The organism is Dialister hominis (assembly GCF_007164725.1).
Lineage (GTDB): Bacteria > Bacillota > Negativicutes > Veillonellales > Dialisteraceae > Dialister > Dialister hominis.
On the sequence record NZ_AP019697.1, the window covers coordinates 606,411 to 622,577 of the forward strand.

Annotated in this window: 17 protein-coding genes; 15 read left to right on the forward strand and 2 right to left on the reverse strand. The window is 48.7% G+C overall.

Going from position 1 to position 16,167, the window contains the following annotated elements; all coding sequences use genetic code 11:
- The first annotated feature begins 34 nt into the window (after positions 1–34).
- The 5 genes from Dia5BBH33_RS02795 to Dia5BBH33_RS02815 all read left to right on the forward strand — a co-directional run bounded on the left by Dia5BBH33_RS02795 (position 35) and on the right by Dia5BBH33_RS02815 (position 4,722).
- Positions 35–439 carry a cupin domain-containing protein gene (locus Dia5BBH33_RS02795; protein ID WP_108849913.1) on the forward strand — a complete coding sequence of 135 codons (405 nt, stop codon included), beginning with the start codon at positions 35–37 and terminating at the stop codon, positions 437–439.
- The gene (locus tag Dia5BBH33_RS02800) at positions 436–936 is read left to right on the forward strand and encodes a flavodoxin family protein (protein ID WP_108849912.1); all 501 of its coding nucleotides are present in this window, start codon (positions 436–438) and stop codon (positions 934–936) included. The genes Dia5BBH33_RS02795 and Dia5BBH33_RS02800 overlap by 4 nt, the downstream gene beginning before the upstream one ends.
- A gap of 19 nt (positions 937–955) precedes the next feature.
- A complete protein-coding gene (locus tag Dia5BBH33_RS02805; RefSeq protein WP_232518077.1) occupies positions 956–2,236 on the forward strand; it encodes a purple acid phosphatase family protein in 1,281 nt (426 codons plus the stop codon).
- 29 nt (positions 2,237–2,265) lie between these two features.
- Entirely contained in the window at positions 2,266–2,919 is a 654-nt protein-coding gene (locus tag Dia5BBH33_RS02810) for a dihydrofolate reductase family protein (protein ID WP_162501751.1), read from the forward strand.
- 312 nt (positions 2,920–3,231) lie between these two features.
- Positions 3,232–4,722: a Na+/H+ antiporter NhaC family protein gene (locus Dia5BBH33_RS02815; protein WP_108850907.1), complete on the forward strand. Its 1,491-nt coding sequence runs from the start codon at positions 3,232–3,234 to the stop codon at positions 4,720–4,722.
- A 62-nt stretch (positions 4,723–4,784) separates the two neighbouring features.
- Here Dia5BBH33_RS02815 and Dia5BBH33_RS02820 read toward each other — a convergent pair whose 3' ends face one another.
- Together Dia5BBH33_RS02820 and Dia5BBH33_RS02825 are read right to left on the reverse strand one after the other, a co-directional pair.
- Entirely contained in the window at positions 4,785–5,096 is a 312-nt protein-coding gene (locus Dia5BBH33_RS02820) for a hypothetical protein (protein ID WP_022382863.1), read from the reverse strand.
- A 67-nt stretch (positions 5,097–5,163) separates the two neighbouring features.
- Positions 5,164–5,793 carry a tetratricopeptide repeat protein gene (locus Dia5BBH33_RS02825; RefSeq protein ID WP_232518078.1) on the reverse strand — a complete coding sequence of 210 codons (630 nt, stop codon included), beginning with the start codon at positions 5,791–5,793 and terminating at the stop codon, positions 5,164–5,166.
- A gap of 128 nt (positions 5,794–5,921) precedes the next feature.
- Between Dia5BBH33_RS02825 and Dia5BBH33_RS02830 the strand changes: the two genes are divergently transcribed.
- The 10 genes from Dia5BBH33_RS02830 to Dia5BBH33_RS02875 all read left to right on the forward strand — a co-directional run bounded on the left by Dia5BBH33_RS02830 (position 5,922) and on the right by Dia5BBH33_RS02875 (position 16,167).
- Positions 5,922–6,689, forward strand: coding sequence for an SDR family NAD(P)-dependent oxidoreductase (locus Dia5BBH33_RS02830; protein ID WP_143332331.1), 768 nt, complete (start codon positions 5,922–5,924; stop codon positions 6,687–6,689).
- A gap of 141 nt (positions 6,690–6,830) precedes the next feature.
- The gene (gene rpsF, locus Dia5BBH33_RS02835; protein ID WP_022382625.1) at positions 6,831–7,115 is read left to right on the forward strand and encodes a 30S ribosomal protein S6; all 285 of its coding nucleotides are present in this window, start codon (positions 6,831–6,833) and stop codon (positions 7,113–7,115) included.
- A gap of 12 nt (positions 7,116–7,127) precedes the next feature.
- Positions 7,128–7,574, forward strand: a complete 447-nt coding sequence (locus tag Dia5BBH33_RS02840) for a single-stranded DNA-binding protein (RefSeq protein ID WP_143332332.1) — start codon at positions 7,128–7,130, stop codon at positions 7,572–7,574.
- A 30-nt stretch (positions 7,575–7,604) separates the two neighbouring features.
- Positions 7,605–7,838 carry a 30S ribosomal protein S18 gene (rpsR, locus tag Dia5BBH33_RS02845; RefSeq protein WP_022382623.1) on the forward strand — a complete coding sequence of 78 codons (234 nt, stop codon included), beginning with the start codon at positions 7,605–7,607 and terminating at the stop codon, positions 7,836–7,838.
- Positions 7,839–8,201: 363 nt separating this feature from the next.
- Positions 8,202–9,683 (forward strand): DASS family sodium-coupled anion symporter, encoded by a 1,482-nt coding sequence (locus tag Dia5BBH33_RS02850; RefSeq protein WP_108849908.1) that lies wholly within the window; start codon positions 8,202–8,204, stop codon positions 9,681–9,683.
- A gap of 459 nt (positions 9,684–10,142) precedes the next feature.
- The gene (hrcA, locus tag Dia5BBH33_RS02855; protein WP_143332333.1) at positions 10,143–11,207 is read left to right on the forward strand and encodes a heat-inducible transcriptional repressor HrcA; all 1,065 of its coding nucleotides are present in this window, start codon (positions 10,143–10,145) and stop codon (positions 11,205–11,207) included.
- A gap of 19 nt (positions 11,208–11,226) precedes the next feature.
- On the forward strand, positions 11,227–11,895 hold the full coding sequence (gene grpE / locus Dia5BBH33_RS02860) for a nucleotide exchange factor GrpE (RefSeq protein ID WP_022382618.1): 669 nt from the start codon (positions 11,227–11,229) through the stop codon (positions 11,893–11,895).
- Between the two features lie 60 nt (positions 11,896–11,955).
- Positions 11,956–13,812: a molecular chaperone DnaK gene (gene dnaK, locus Dia5BBH33_RS02865; protein ID WP_143332334.1), complete on the forward strand. Its 1,857-nt coding sequence runs from the start codon at positions 11,956–11,958 to the stop codon at positions 13,810–13,812.
- Between the two features lie 22 nt (positions 13,813–13,834).
- Positions 13,835–15,013, forward strand: a complete 1,179-nt coding sequence (gene dnaJ, locus Dia5BBH33_RS02870) for a molecular chaperone DnaJ (protein WP_108849904.1) — start codon at positions 13,835–13,837, stop codon at positions 15,011–15,013.
- Positions 15,014–15,366: 353 nt separating this feature from the next.
- Positions 15,367–16,167, forward strand: coding sequence for an ATP-binding protein (locus Dia5BBH33_RS02875; RefSeq protein WP_197710286.1), 801 nt, complete (start codon positions 15,367–15,369; stop codon positions 16,165–16,167).

The window sequence follows — 16,167 nt, forward strand, 5'->3', positions numbered from 1 at the left end:
TAATAAAATAAAGGAATCTTGGGAGGAAAAGGATATGGATAAGGATCATGTTTCTGCTTTTGCATCGGGAGAGCCCAATACAGCGTATCCCCAGTATTTTACAGGCCAGAGTTACCTGAAGATGCTGACAAAAGGGAAAATCCCTGTGGCCAATGTCACATTTGAACCGGGCTGCCGCAATCACTGGCATATCCATCATAAAGGCGGCCAGATTCTGCTCTGCGTGGGCGGAGTCGGATATTATCAGGAATGGGGACAGCCTGCGCGCCGTCTTGTTCCCGGAGATGTCGTTGAGATTGCGCCTGAGGTCAAGCACTGGCACGGTGCTGCGCCGGATTCCTGGTTCTCGCACATTGCCATTGAAGTGCCGGCTGAAGGCTCTTCGAATGAATGGTGCGAAGAAGTGAGTGATGAAGAATACAAGAAGGCCGTGAAATGAAAACGCTGATTCTTTATTACTCCAAAAGCGGCCATACAAGGGATCTGGCAGCCGCTATCCACAAGGTGATCGGCGGGGACATGAGCGAGCTTAAATCGCAGAGAAAGTATTCCTCTTCCTATGGCATGACGATCCTGCAGGCAGGCCTGGATAAGTTCCGCGGCCGTATTCCTGAAACGGAACCTGTATCTTTTAACCTGAACGATTATGACGTGATCTTCCTGGGATGCCCGACATGGTATTTCACGATGGCTCCTGCCATGCAGCAGTTCCTCTCACATGCTGATCTTAAAGGGAAGCACGTATTCACATTCTCCACCAGCGGAGGAAGCCCGAAAAAGACACTGGAAGATTTGCGCATGGCTGTCGAAAAGAGAGGCGGCACGATGGAAGAGCAGCTTCAGGTATCCTACAAGAAGGAAAACCGCATGACAACCCAGCGCGAAATCGATCAGTGGATCAGGAAGGCCGCTGACCGCCTGGAATTTTTGAAGTAATGGAATGAAGGAACAACTATTGAAGAAAACATTGAAAATAGCAGCCTGCGTGATGGCGCTCTGCGCAGCAGTATCGATTGCGGGATGCTCATCTTCCGGATCCTCCGGCAAGGCGGCTTCAGGAGAAGTCAAGGAAACGATGCGCCCCTATTCCGTCCGCCAGGTCGTAGCAGCCGATAATGAGCACGGCCGCACGATCATGTGGCAGATGACAAACGGGAAAGAAGACAGCCTCGAATACAGGAAAGCGGGCAGCAATGATATCCGTTCTGTCAAAGCCGTGTCCAAGGAGCTCAAGGGAGACAAAGGTGTCAGTGACAGCTTCGTCTATACCGCAAGGCTGGACAACCTGGAAAAGGGGACCGATTATGAATACCGTACCCGCCAGGGGAATGAAGTCAGCAAATGGTATCCGCTTGCTACTGATAACGGCGGCAAGTTCAAGGCCATCGTGACTTCGGATTCCCAGAGCTCGGATTATTCCGACTGGGAGAAATTATTCAAGGATGCTGCATCCAGAAATCCTGATGCCGCTTTCTTTATCGACCTTGGAGATATCGTAGATAACGGCCAGGATGAATATCAGTGGCAGGCATGGTTCAAGACAGTCGCTGATACGATTGACAAGATTCCTGTAGCTCCGGCTGTAGGCAATCATGAAGCCTATTCCCTTGACTGGAAGGAAACGATGCCGGAAAGGTACCTGACTCATTTCAGCCTTCCGAAGAACGGCGATGACAAGCTTGCCAATCATTACTATTCCTTCGACTGGGGCGACGTTCACTTTACGGTGCTTGATACATCCCTGGTAGAAGAGAAGCAGTGGGTGCCGGACCTTTTTGAAAAAGAAAAAGCATGGGCTGAAAAGGATATCACATCCTCGAAGAAGAAATGGAAGGTCGTCCTGATGCACAAGGATCCTCTCCAGTATTCCTTTGCTGATCCGAGCCGTCCGGCCCGCGAGGAAGGATTCTCCGATGAAGGAAAGGAATTCATGCCGATCTTTGACAAGACAGGCGTCGACCTTGTTCTCTCGGCACATCTCCACACCTATAGGGACAGAGGCCATATTTATGACTTCAAGCGCGCCGATCACGGACCGGTCTATGTCATCCTGGGTCTTGGCGGCAATGTACGCTATCCGGGCCTCTGGAAGCGCCATGCGCTCGATGAATATGTAGCTCCGCAGCCTGAAACCGACAACTACAACGTGTTTGAGGCAGATGATAACCAGCTTGTTCTGAGCGGATACCTGCCTGATGGCACGCTCCTGCATCAGACCATTGTCAGAAAGGATTAATTATGGACAGAGCAAAAGTCATTTTACACATGATGGTATCAATCGATGGAAAAATCGAAGGATACTTCGCAGATGCCCCGCTGACCGGCGCATGCGGCGACTATTATGAAGAAGTCATTCCCAAACTGGGAGATGCGCATGGGACCGGCTCTTATACGGCATGCCTTTACATGGCGCAGGCCGATGTAGATTACGATGCCTTCAAGGATACCCCGGTTGAAGATGGTGATTTCATCGTCAAGAATGAAGAAGGAAAGTATCTCTTTGTTTTCGACCGTCATGGCAAGTGCAACTGGGATGATGCATTCTCCGGCGGAATGCAGATCGTGGAAGTTTTGACCCGCACCGTCAGAAAAGAATATCTGGCTTACCTTAGAAGCAAGAACATCTCTTACATCTTTGCCGGTGAAAATGATCTGGAGCCGGAACACAGCCTTGAAAAAATGAAAGCTTACTTCGGCATTCATACACTCGTCCTCTGCGGCGGCGCTACCATCAACGGCGTCTTCTTAAAGGCCGGCATGGTCGATGGCATTTCCGAAGTCATCGTTCCGCATGTCGAAGGAAACCATGACCAGAAGGGCATTGCAGAAACGAATGTATTCGTTCCTGATTCCTTCCCCCTGAAGAAAGTGACACAGCTTCCAAATGGCGGCGTTCACCTTGTCTTTGAAAAGAAATAAATAATGAACTCTAAAAGGGGCCGTGACAATGACTGCACTTGTCACAGCCCTTTTTATCGCGCATGTTTTATTGCCGTCTTGCCCCTAAACGAAGTTCGGAAGAGTTTGTTTACTTTGTCAGAAAATGCGCACTTATGAAATTTTGTGTGGAGTGCGGTCAAAAACGGCAGAAGATTCGATATTTTCGGATGAAATCTGTATTCATATTTGTATGGCGGATTATGACATATTGTTGTATAATAAACGAAAAACTTTAGTAAAGGGCAGATGAAGACAGAGTCTGCCGGCAAAACGGAGAGGATTGGTGTTTTTATGGCTGAAACGGTATGGTCGCTCCTGCCGCCTGTGATTACTATCATTCTGGCGTTAGCGACGAAAGAAGTGTACATGTCCCTTGCCATCGGTATTTTTATCGGTGCGTTCATGTTCGCAGGGTTCAGTTTCCTGGGCGCGATCGACACGATGTTTGCAATCATGTCGGATAAGATCGGCTCGAATGTTTACATTCTTGTATTCCTGGTGCTTTTGGGAATCATGGTCGCTGCGATCCAGAAGTCCGGCGCTTCGCAGGCATATGGTGATTATGCAGCGCGTACGATCAAGGGAAAGAGAAGCGCTCTTTTCGTTACGATGATCCTTGGCATCCTGATTTTCATCGACGACTACTTCAACTGTCTGACTGTTGGTACGGTCATGAGACCGGTCACTGACCGTTTCAATATTACAAGAGCCAAACTGGCGTATATCATTGACGCTACGGCAGCTCCTGTCTGCATCATTGCACCGGTATCGAGCTGGGCAGCAGCTGTTACTTCCTCTCTTCCGGAAAACAGCGGCATTGATGGATTTGCCCTCTTCCTGCAGACCATTCCGCTCAACCTTTATGCATGGCTGACGATTATTTTCATGATTATTATCATCTGGTCCGGCAAGGATTTCTCCCGCATGGCTGATTTTGAAAAAGAAAGCGGCGGCACACTTGTCATTCCTGCTGAATATGCAGAAGATGATTCCATGGCTCCTGTCGGCAATGGACGCATCATCGACCTCATTCTTCCTCTTATCGTCCTGATCGGCGGCTGTATTTTCGGCATGCTTTATACTGGCGGCATCCTGGAAGGAAAGGGCGTTGCAGAAGCTTTCGCCAACTGCGAATCGGCACGCGGCCTTGTTATCGGTTCCTTTATGACTCTTATTTTCACCTTCATTCTTTACATCCCGAGAAAAATCCTGAACATGACCACCTTCTGCAGCTGCTTTGTAGAAGGCTTCAAGCAGATGACTTCCGCTATCATGATCCTTTCTCTGGCATGGACACTCTCCGGTGTTGTTGGTGAAGATTACCTGAATATCGGCAGCTACGTAGGCAGCGTTGTCAGCGACAATGCAACGATTGCCGTCATGCTTCCGGCTGTATTCTTCCTCGTTGCTATCGGCCTTGCTTTTGCAACCGGTACATCCTGGGGCACCTTCGGCATCCTGATTCCTATCGTCCTTGCCATTGTTGCCAATGATAACAACCTGATGGTTATGACTGTGGCTGCTGTCCTGGCAGGTGCTGTTGGCGGCGACCATGTCTCCCCGATTTCCGATACCACGATTCTGGCATCGGCCGGCGCGCAGTGCCATCATATCGATCATGTCTCCACGCAGATTCCTTATGTGGCAGTTGTAGTAGTAAGCTGCGTTTTCGGTTATCTCGTTTCCGGCCTGACTGGAAATGGATATATCGGTGATGTAGTAGGACTTGCTGTCATGCTCGTCATCCTCGGCTACTTCCTGAAATTCAAAGCAGCAAAATAAACACCAATTGAAAAGCGCCCGTATCTGCCAGGCAGATGCGGGCGCTTTTTTGTTCTTCTAGCTTATTGATGATTGAAGGAGTCTGTGATTTTCCGAAGCATTGTCACGATGGTGAGGATGACAGTGAGCGCAAGGATTGTCATGGACCAGGCGACGCCTACAGTCATGTAGCCTGTGAAGGAAAAATCCCAGTTGAAGTACATGACGGTAATGATTGCTGTAGCAATGCATCCGATAGCAATCAGTGTGGCATTGGCCCTGTATGTGACAAGGTACAGGATGCCTGCCAGATAGCCGAAAAGCCCGGCAGAGGATAATAGCTCATGATGGTAGAGCACAAGAGAGACAGCAGACGAAATTAAAGAATATTTCATGAAAACCTCCATATAAAACAAAGGGACTGGTACTCGAAATCCCTTTGGATAAAGAATCGGATTTGCTTTAGCTTGTCATGGCTTTGAAATCAGGATCGGTTCTGAGCCATGCAAAATGATCCTGCGTCTTTGCAGTCTGTTTTACATCGGCAGGGGATAGATCGATGGCCTTCTTCAGGTATTGAAGAGCATGTTCCTTATCTCTTTTATCTGCATAGTTGGTAGCGATGCCGTAGTAGGACCATGTGTTTTTAGGGTCGGCTGCGAGAACTTTCTGGAAATAGGCGATGGATTCATCGTAATGCTTTCCCAGCTTCTGCGCCATGGCCATATCATAAAAAGCCTGCACATAATCAGGATTGATGGCAAGCGATTCCTTAATTGTTGCAATGCCTTCTTCAGGAGATACGTCAAAGGCCTGTATAATTCCCTTGAGTGAAAGGGCTTTGTAATTTTCAGGGTCGTTTTCAAGTGCCTTTCCGCATGCCTCGAGGGCAGAAAGGTGATCTCCCTTCCCGTAAGCGATGGCAGCCTTGTGGTACCATTCATCAGATTCCTTTGAAATCTGGTGAAGCGGTGCCTTTGCTGCAGGGGCAGAGGAAGCCGGAGGCTTTTTGGCGGGCTGGGGCTCTTGCGATCCGCATCCTGCTGTCAAAAAAAGAAGGCCTGCAAGAAGTAAGCCTGCGTATGGTTTCACAGATGATTCCTCGTTTCCAATCTTAAAAAATCTATGATTTCTTTTTTCTATTTATATTGTATAATATTTATTATAAACCAATCCTATTCATAATGTAAATTGTATAGGTCATTGAGGGAGGAAATGAAATGAGCAAATATGCATTCATTACAGGCGCAACGAGCGGCATCGGTCTTGCCACAGCAAAAGCACTGGCAGCAGGCGGTTATGATCTGGCGCTGGCTGCAAGGAACGAAGGGAAGCTTTCTTCTGTGAAGGCTGACATTGAAAAAGAGTTTTCCGTCAAGGTCACTCCATACGTCCTGGATGTCAGGGAACCAGAAGAAATCAGGAAAACCGTTGCCGCATGCCTTGCTGCTTTCGGCGCACCGGATGTTCTTGTCAATGATGCGGGACTTGCAAGGGGACTTGAACCGTATGCAGAAACAAAGGAAGAAGATATCCTTCAGATGATCGATACGAATATCAAAGGGCTCTTCCTTGTCACTCGTGCATTCCTTCCGTCCATGCTTGAAAGAAACAGCGGCCACGTCGTCAACCTTGGCTCTACGGCAGGCCTTTATGCGTATGCAGGCGCTGCTGTCTACTGCTCGACAAAGGCAGCCGTCAAGACATTTAGCGACGGCATCCGCATCGATGTCATTGACAGCGATATCAAGGTGACCACGATCCAGCCGGGCATCGTTCACACGCCTTTCAGTGAAGTCCGCTTCCATGGCGACAAGAAAAGAGCAGAAGCCGTTTATGAAGGCGTAGATGCGCTTCATGCAGAAGATATCGCAGATATCATTGCTTTTGCCGTAAGCCGTCCCAAACGCGTGCAGATCAGCGATATCGTCATCATGGCCAATCAGCAGGCGACCGGATTCATGGTCAGCAAGAAGAAAAAGCAGTAATTTCCTTTCATCCTGAATATTTCAGGGGAGGGTTTGCTTTTTTTGGAATCATCTTGTATAATATAAAAGCTTGCTGTTTGGCAAGTAACTTCCTGGCCCGCGGAGAGCGCGGGACATAGGTCCGAAAAGGAGGCGAATTTCGTGAAAAAGTATGAAGTTATGTTCATTGTGAATGCAGCTGATGATGAAGTGATTAAGGCTGCTGTCAAGCTGGTGCAGGACACGATCACAAGAATCGGCGGCACGATTGACAATGTTGATGAATGGGGCAAACGTCATCTTGCGTACGAAGTAAAGCATCAGAGTGAAGGCTACTACGTAGTAGTAGATTTCCAGGCTGATCCGGCGCAGATTAAAGAACTTGACCGCGTTATCAAGATTCATGAAGAAATTATCCGTCATATCATTGTAAAACAGGATGACTAAGAGGTAGAAACGATGAATTCAGTTCAAGTTATGGGTAATCTGGCACGGGACCCCGTGATTCGTGCAACAAAGACGGGTCGTGCGGTCGCATCATTTACCGTTGCGGTAAATCGTAACTACACAACTCCTCAGGGTGAACAGAAGGAGCTGACTGACTGGATCAACGTTGTTGCCTGGGGCAATCTCGCAGAGTCTGTCGGCAACCAGCTGAAAAAAGGCATGCGTGTATTCGTTGAAGGCCGCTTAAGCACCCGCTCTTATGACACTCCGGAAGGACAGAGAAGATGGGTGACTGAAGTGGTTGCTAATTTCGTAGCACTTCCGCTTGGAAATGCGCATCCTTCACAGCCTCAGGGTCCGTTCGGCGCATCCGGAAACATGGGTTCACAGGGATCTAGTTCCGGCGGCTTTGGACAATTTGGGAATTCCACACCGGGAGATGAGGACATTCCATTCTGATAAGCAATTGATTTTGGAGGATAAAGAACCATGTTTAGAAAAGATAGAACAAGAAGACCGAGAAGAAAGGTCTGCCAGTGCTGCGTTGATCACGTAGACACCATTGATTACAAGAATATCGCTGCTCTTCGCCGTTTCGTTTCTGAAAGAGGCAAGATTCTGCCGCGTCGTGTTACAGGAACATGCGCAAAGCATCAGCGTAAGATTAACCTCGCTATCAAGAGAGCTAGAGCTATCGCTCTTCTTCCTTTCAGCGCTGACTAATCAAAACGGATCCCCGGCTTATGCTGGGGATTTTTTATTTGCATAAATTTTTATTTGCATAAATAAGAGGAGAAAGAGGAATCGGAACTGTTTTTTCTCGTTTATTCTTCTAAATTCTCGAGGAATCCCCATACTCCTTTATGATTCTATATCATCATTGATTGTGCCATTGACAATATAAGAGCGCGAAGTTTATACTTGGTTTAGCAATTTAATACAAAAAGCGACGGAGCTTCCTTTCCCTACGGTACGCGGAGAATAGGGAGCTTTTACACTTTTTGCAGAGTGCATCATTTTATTTTCAGGCATGACGCGATTCTTGGGGGAATCGGCGCGCGGCCTGCGTTTTTGAGGAGGCGGCTTATGGATAAGTCGGAGAAAAAAGAAAGCTTTGGGAAGAAGTACGGGCTGATACTGGCATTGATTGCCATGGCTATCGTGTACCTCTTCCCGACTCCGGTGGATCTCCCCACGCAGGGGCACAGACTCATCGGAATTCTGGTATTTGCGGTTATTATTTGGATGACGGAAGGCGTTTCCTATCCGGTCAGTGCGTTTGTCATTGTAACGTTTATGGCATTTGCGCTCGGCATGGCGCCTGATCCGGCAAAACACGGCGCACTGCTTGGCACAAGCAAGGCTCTCCAGATGGGGTTGTCCGGGTTCTCGACTACAGCCTGGGCACTGGTAGCAGCGGCTATGTTTCTGTCAGCGGGCATGATGATCACGGGTCTTGACAAGCGTATCGCTCTTGTCGTTATGTCCCATGTCGGCGTCAAGTCCAGCCGTCTTGTCATCGGCGTCATTTTCGTTGGTTTCATTCTGAGTTTCTTCGTACCGTCCACAACGGCCAGAGTTTCCTGCATGGTTCCGATTGTTGTAGGCATCATCCGCGCATTCGGCCTTGAAAAGGGATCCACGTTTGCAGCTGTACTGATGATGGCCGTCGCTCAGGCAGACAGCCTGTGGAACATCGGCATCAAGACAGCAGCAGCACAGAACATGGTTGCTATCGGATTCATCCAGCAGGTTCTCGGCAAGGATATCAGCTGGCTGGAATGGTTCATCGCCGCTGCTCCTTATGCAGCAGTTATGTCTGTCATTCTTTATCAGCTCCTGATCCATGTCATGCCACCGGAAATCAAGGAAATGCCTGGCGGCAAGGAAGCTCTTCAGAAAATGCTGAAGGAAATGGGACCGGTATCCGTCAACGAAAAGAAGCTGCTCATCATTTCCTGTCTGCTTCTCTTCTTCTGGGTTACAGAAAAGAAACTTCATCCGTTTGATACGACAACAGTCACCATTACAGGCATCATGCTGATGATGCTTCCGCGCATCGGCTTCATGAGCTGGAAAGATGCTGTTCCGCATATCAACTGGGGTACGGTTGCTCTCTTCGGCGTAGGTATTTCCCTGGGCACAGCCCTTCTGAAATCCGGCGCAGCTATCTGGCTGGCTAACCACTTTGTTGCCCTCTTCGGCATGGAAACGATGACACCGCTCGTTGTCATTGCCATTCTTGCCTTCTTCCTTACGGTTATCCATCTGGGCTTTGCAAGTGCGACAGGCCTGGCATCCGCTATGATCCCGATCGTCATTGCCGTTCTTCAGAGCGTCAAGACACCGGGCATCGACGTCCTCGGCATGACCATGATTCTCCAGTACACCATCTGCTTCGGTTATATTCTCCCGGTCAATGCACCGCAGAACATGATCGCTTACAGTACCGGATACATTACATCCAAGGACTTCCTTAAGACTGGTATTCCATTTACCATTATTTCCTACTGCATGATCCTCCTCTTCTCAGCTACCTATTGGCACTGGCTGGGCTATGTAGGCTGATTGATGCGCCTGTAAAACAAAAGAAGCTGCGGGACGATTGGCTGATCCCGCAGCTTCTTTCTTTTTTATATAGGAAATTTAATATATATTGAGAGCATAACAAGAAAGTGCTATAATTATAACGTAAAGAGGAATCTTTGAGGTGGTAAAATTCGCCGCGGCCACACACCCGACCCGGGTCAGAAGAGATGCAGGAGAGGCGGCGCCTGCCGAAGGTTCTTCCTTGAAAAGAGACATCCGGCGGGGTGTCTTTTTTCATGGAAAAGTCATGCAGCAAAATAAAAAAGGGACGGATTTCCTGCGGAGATGCGTTCTTTTTTTGATAGGAAGAAAAGCGGGGGATATCCTGTTTTTCTCCGAAAAAATAAGGGAAAAGTCTTGACATTCACAGGAGTGAATGATATTCTAATAACGTAAGTTAGCACTCAAAGTTAAAGAGTGCTAATAATGGTGATAAAAATGGCTGGAAAAAATAATGATAAGAGAGGCGCCAATCATGGCGCAAACGAACTGAATGAAAGAAAGAGAAAGGTACTCTGGGCCGTCGTGCAGGATTACTCGGAAACAGCCGAGCCTGTAGGATCAAGAACCATTGCCCGCAAGTACAATCTGGGCGTCAGCAGCGCTACGATCCGTAACGAAATGCAGGACCTGGAAGATGAAGGATACCTGGAACAGCCGCATACATCGGCAGGCAGGATTCCTTCCATCAAGGGATACCGCTTCTATGTAGACTGGCTGATGCAGCCTTCTCCAGTAACGGATGATGAAAAGTCCATGATCAACCATATCCTGGAAGAACATGTGACAAAGCAGGATGAAATCTCCCGTGACATTGCAAGAACGGTGGCATCTCTGACGCATACGCTTTCCGTTGCGACTTCGGCCGGCGGAAAGAGGAAATTCAATTACATGAGATTCCTCCCGCTTGATGGGCGGCGCGCTATTATGCTCGTCGTTACGAATCAGGGAGAGGTATCCAATGCAGTGGTGGATATTCCGGCAGATTCTTCTCTTGATGAAATGCAGCTGCTGGCAGACAGGATGAATCATTTCCTGCACGGCAGAGAAATAGACAATACGGATGAGCAGCTCATTCTCTCCTCCCAGAAGGATGTGGAGAGGGATCTGACTCCTTATATGCATGTGTTCAAAGCGCTGCAGAAAACGCTTCAGCCTCCTAAGGAAGTATATGCCGGAGGCGCATCGCAGCTGATCGAGCAGCCGGAATTCAAGAATGTCGAAAAAATGCAGGATATACTGAATCTCCTGGAGCAGAGGGATATGCTGGAAAGCATGCTCCTTTCCTCGTCGGATCAGCCTATCGCTGTTCATATCGGCACGGAGAATCCGGTCAAGTCCCTTTCGGACCTTTCCATTGTCCGCGCGCAGTTTTCCTCGGGCGGCCGCATTATCGGCTCAGTCGCCGTCCTGGGGCCTACGAGGATGCAGTACAGCAGGATCATCGGAATGATGCGGTTCATGCAGCAGAGACTGGATACTTTATTGAAGAAGAATGATTAGGTGATTAGGAGGTTTCCGGATGAAGGAAAACGAGAAGGAAAAGACCGGGGGCGCAGCAGGCGCTGCTGCCAAGGCTGCTGAAAAGGTAGCTGAGGCTTTTGGAAGAAAGAAAAAACCAGAAGATGCTCCGGCAGAAGAAAAGGCTGAAACGATAGAGGAACCGACGGCTGAGGATCTGAAGAAGCAGGTCGAATTCCTGACAAAGCAGGCTGCCGTTGCTGAAGCAAAAGCCAAGGAAGCCGCTGAAAAGCTGGAGGAGCAGACGAAGAAGGATCTCAATGATTATATGAGACTTCAGGCAGACTTTGATAACTTCCGCCGCCGCACCAGAGAAAATGATGCGAAGGCTGCTGATATTTACAAGGCAGAAACACTGAAGAGTTTTCTTCCTGTTTTAGATAATTTTGAGCTGGCCCTGGCTCATATGAAAAAGGATGAATCGGGTGAAGCGTACATTCAGGGATTTGAACTGCTGCAGAAACAGCTGGTCAAGATCATGACGGATTATGGAATCAGCGAAATCGAAGCAGCCGGCCAGAAATTTGACCCTCATTTCCATGAAGCGGTCATGATGGTAGAATCCAATGACAAGGAAGATGAAACTGTTCTGGCAGTATTCCAGAAGGGATACATGTATAAAGATACGGTTCTGCGTCCTGCCAAAGTCCAGGTTGTCCACAACAACTGATTTTGGCACTAACATAGAAATTAAGACCTGTTAAAGAATATAAGAAAGGGGACATTTTAAATGTCAAAAGTAATCGGTATTGATTTAGGTACTACCAACTCTGTAGTCGCAGTTATGGAAGGCGGCGAACCTGTCGTTATTCCGAATGCGGAAGGTTCCCGTCTGACACCATCCGTTGTCGGCTTCTCCAAGACCGGCGAAAGACTCGTCGGCCAGCTGGCTAAGCGCCAGGCTGTATCCAACCCGTCCCGTACCATCGTTTCCATCAAACGTCATATGGGCAGTGATTACACCGTTGATATCGACGGCAAGAAATACACACCACAGGAAATTTCCGCTATGATCCTTCAGAAGCTGAAGGTCGATGCAGAAGCATACCTCGGTGAAAAGGTAACCGATGCAGTTATTACCTGCCCGGCATACTTCACAGATGCTCAGCGTCAGGCAACCAAGGACGCAGGCAAGATTGCAGGACTGAATGTCCTCCGTATCATCAACGAACCGACCGCATCCTCTCTGGCTTACGGCCTTGACAAGATCAAAGACGGCAAGGAACACTGCTTCCTCGTTTATGATCTGGGCGGCGGCACATTCGATGTATCCATCCTCGATCTGGCTGACGGCGTATTCGAAGTAAGAGCTTCCAACGGCAACGGCCATCTGGGCGGCGATGACTTCGATAACCGTGTCATGGACTGGATTGCTGATAAATTCAAGGCACAGAACGGCTTTGAACTGAAGCGTGACCCGATGACAAACCAGAGACTGAAGGAAGCCGGCGAAAAGGCAAAGATCGAACTTTCCAGCGTTATGTCCACCGATATCAACCTTCCATTCATTACCATGGATTCCAACGGACAGCCGGTACACTTCGATGCAACACTGACCCGTGCTGAATTCGACAAGATCACTGACGACCTCGTTCAGGCTACTGTCGAACCGATTGATCTGGCTATGAGAGATGCAGGCGTTACCGTTTCCGATATTGATAAGGTTCTCCTCGTCGGCGGTTCTTCCCGTATCCCGGCAGTACAGACACTGATCCGCAACAAGTTCGGCAAGGAACCATCCAAGGGAGTCAACCCGGATGAATCCGTTGCAGTCGGCGCAGCTATTCAGGCCGGCGTACTCAAAGGCGAAGTCAAGGACGTTCTCCTCCTCGACGTTACCCCGCTTTCCCTGGGTATTGAAACCCTGGGCGGCGTATTCACAACCATGATCAAGAGAAATACCACCATCCCGACTTCCAAGTCCCAGGTATTCTCCACAGCAGCTGACAACCAGCCTTCTGTTGACATCCATGTTCTTCAGGGTGAAAGACCGATGGCTGCCGACAACAAGACACTCGGCCGCTTCGAACTGAGCGACATTCCTCCGGCTCCGCGCGGAGTACCGCAGATCCAGGTAACATTTGATATCGATGCCAACGGCATTGTTCACGTATCCGCTAAGGATCTTGGCACAGGCAAGGAACAGAAGATCGATATTACTTCTTCCACAGGCCTTTCCGATGAAGAAATCCAGAAGATGCAGGATGATGCCAAGGCTCATGAAGCAGAAGACCAGAAACGCAAGGAAGCTATCACTGCAAAGAACAATGCAGAAGCTCTGATTTATCAGGCTGAAAAGACCGTCAAGGATCTTGGCGACAAGGCAGATCCGGCTAAGGTCAAGGAAATCAATGATGCTGTTGCAAAACTTAAGGAAACCCTTAAGGGCGACGACACTGAAAAGATCAAAGCTGATGCAGATGCTCTGACAAAACCGCTGCATGAACTGACCGAAAACCTGTACAAGCAGGCACAGCAGCAGGCTGCCGGCCAGCAGGGCGCACAGCAGCAGTCCGCTGGAAAACAGGACAAAGACAATGTAGTCGACGCAGATTATAAAGTCGTCGATGACGATGATAAGAAATAATAAGGAATAGTGTGGATTCTTTATGGCAAACAGCAAGGATTACTATGATATCCTTGGCGTAAGCAAAAGCGCCTCGGAAGATGATATAAAAAGGGCATACAGAAAACTTGCACGTAAGTATCATCCTGACCTGAATAAGGATAATCCCAAAGAGGCAGAGGAGAAGTTCAAGGAAGTCAATGAGGCTTACCATGTCCTCTCCGATGCCGACAAGAGGGCTCAGTATGACCAGATGGGACCGGATGCTTTCCAGCAGGCGTCCCAGGGCGGCGGAGCCGGATACGGCGGATTCGGTGGATTCGGACAGGGCGGTTTCAACGGGCAGGGATTTGACTTCGGCGGTTTTGACATGGGTGACATCTTTGATATGTTCACCGGCGGAAGCCGCCGCCAGCCAAACGGACCGGAACAAGGCGCTGATCTTCGTTATGACTTAAGGATTACACTCAGGGAAGCATTCACAGGCGTGAAGAAGAAATTCTCCATACCGAAGAATGAAACCTGCGATCATTGTCATGGTTCCGGAGCAGAACCCGGATCCCAGATCGATGAATGCCCGGACTGCCACGGTACCGGTCAGCAGAGGATCGTCAGGAACGGCCCCTTCGGACAGATGGTGAATATCGTCACCTGTCAGCAGTGCGGCGGCACAGGGAAGATTATCAAAAACAAGTGCAAGGAATGCCATGGCAGCGGTACTGTCAGAGCGTCCAAGACCATTGAAGTCAATATCCCTGCCGGTGCCGACAGCGGCGTCCGCATGAGGGTGGCCGGCGAAGGAGAGCCCGGCAGGAGAGGCGGTCCGAAAGGAGACCTCTATGTCTACATTTATGTGGAAGACGATCCGGACTTTGAAAGAGAAGGCGACGACCTTTACAAGACCGTCAATATTTCCTATCCCGTAGCAGCCTTGGGCTCCACCATCAAAGTGAAGACCCTGGACAAGGAAGTGGAACTTAAGGTTCCAGCCGGTACCCAGACAGGCACCCGGTTCCGCATCTCCGGCGAAGGCATGCCTCATCTGCAGTCCTCCCGCAAAGGGAACCTCTATGTGGAAGTGAAGGTGACCGTCCCGAAGAAACTCAACGAGGATCAGAAGGAAGCACTTTTGAACTATGCCCATGTATGCGGAGAAGATGTGAAACAGTTCAAGGGCAAGGGCTCCTGGCTGGATAAGATCATCGACAAGATTATGAATTGAATATAAAAAGGGCTGTGACAAAATGTACAATCATTTTGCCATAGCTCTTTTTTGCTGTATGAAGAAACGATTTCCCATGAATGTTTGCTATTCGTCATGGGATAATCTATATTAATAATGAGAGATTTTATTTTCTGTTTTTAATTTGTTTATGAATCAGCGGAATGAAATTTCCCTGTTCATCTTCAGAAGGTCACAGGATCGGGGTGGTGATGGTATAAAATGGGGATTGGCAGAAGAATCAAAGAAACGGATGATGTGCAGATGAAAGAAACAAAACCAGCCAGGGCAGAAATTACTTTTTTCCGGAAGATCCCAAGTACACGCTGGATGATCTTATTCTTCCATCGCGCGTGAGGGAGCAGATCCTTGATATTGCCGATTATGCGAATAACTGCAGGGTCGTCTATGAAAAGTGGGGACTGGAGGAGACACATAAGTATGCCAAGAGGCTCGGCATCAATTTATACGGGCCATCAGGCACGGGCAAGACCATGGCGGCTCATGCGATTGCCTCATACCTCCACAGAAGGATACTAATCGTCAATTATGCGGATATTGAATCCAAGTTTGTCGGGAAAACGCCAAAGAATATCCGGCGCGCTTTTGAAGCCGCGGCAGAAACAGGGAGCATTCTCTTTTTTGATGAGGCGGATGCCATACTGAGCCGGAGGGTCACTTCCATGACAAGCTCGACGGATGTGAGCGTCAATCAGACGCGCTCGGTCATGCTGATGCTCCTCAATGATTATCAGGATTTTGTCATTTTTGCGACGAACTTCATTGAGAATTTCGATCCTGCGTTCATGAGGAGAATTTCCACGCATATTAAGTTTGAACTGCCGGATTATGACTGCCGTCTTAAGCTGTGGAAGAAGTATATTCCTGCCAAGATGCCTCATGATATACAGGTTGAAAAACTGGCAGAAAAATATGCAGGGATTACAGGAAGCGACATTTCCAATGCCGTGCTCATGGCCGCTTTCAAAGCCGCCCGCCATCATGATGACTATGTGAAAGAGGCATATGTGGAAGAAATGATTGAAAATGTGCTGGAAAGCAAGGCGGCCGATGAGAAGAATCAGGAGGTAACGACAAGGAAAGTCGTTTCCAAAGAGTATGTCGATCATGCGCTGCATGGAGACAAAGAGTGA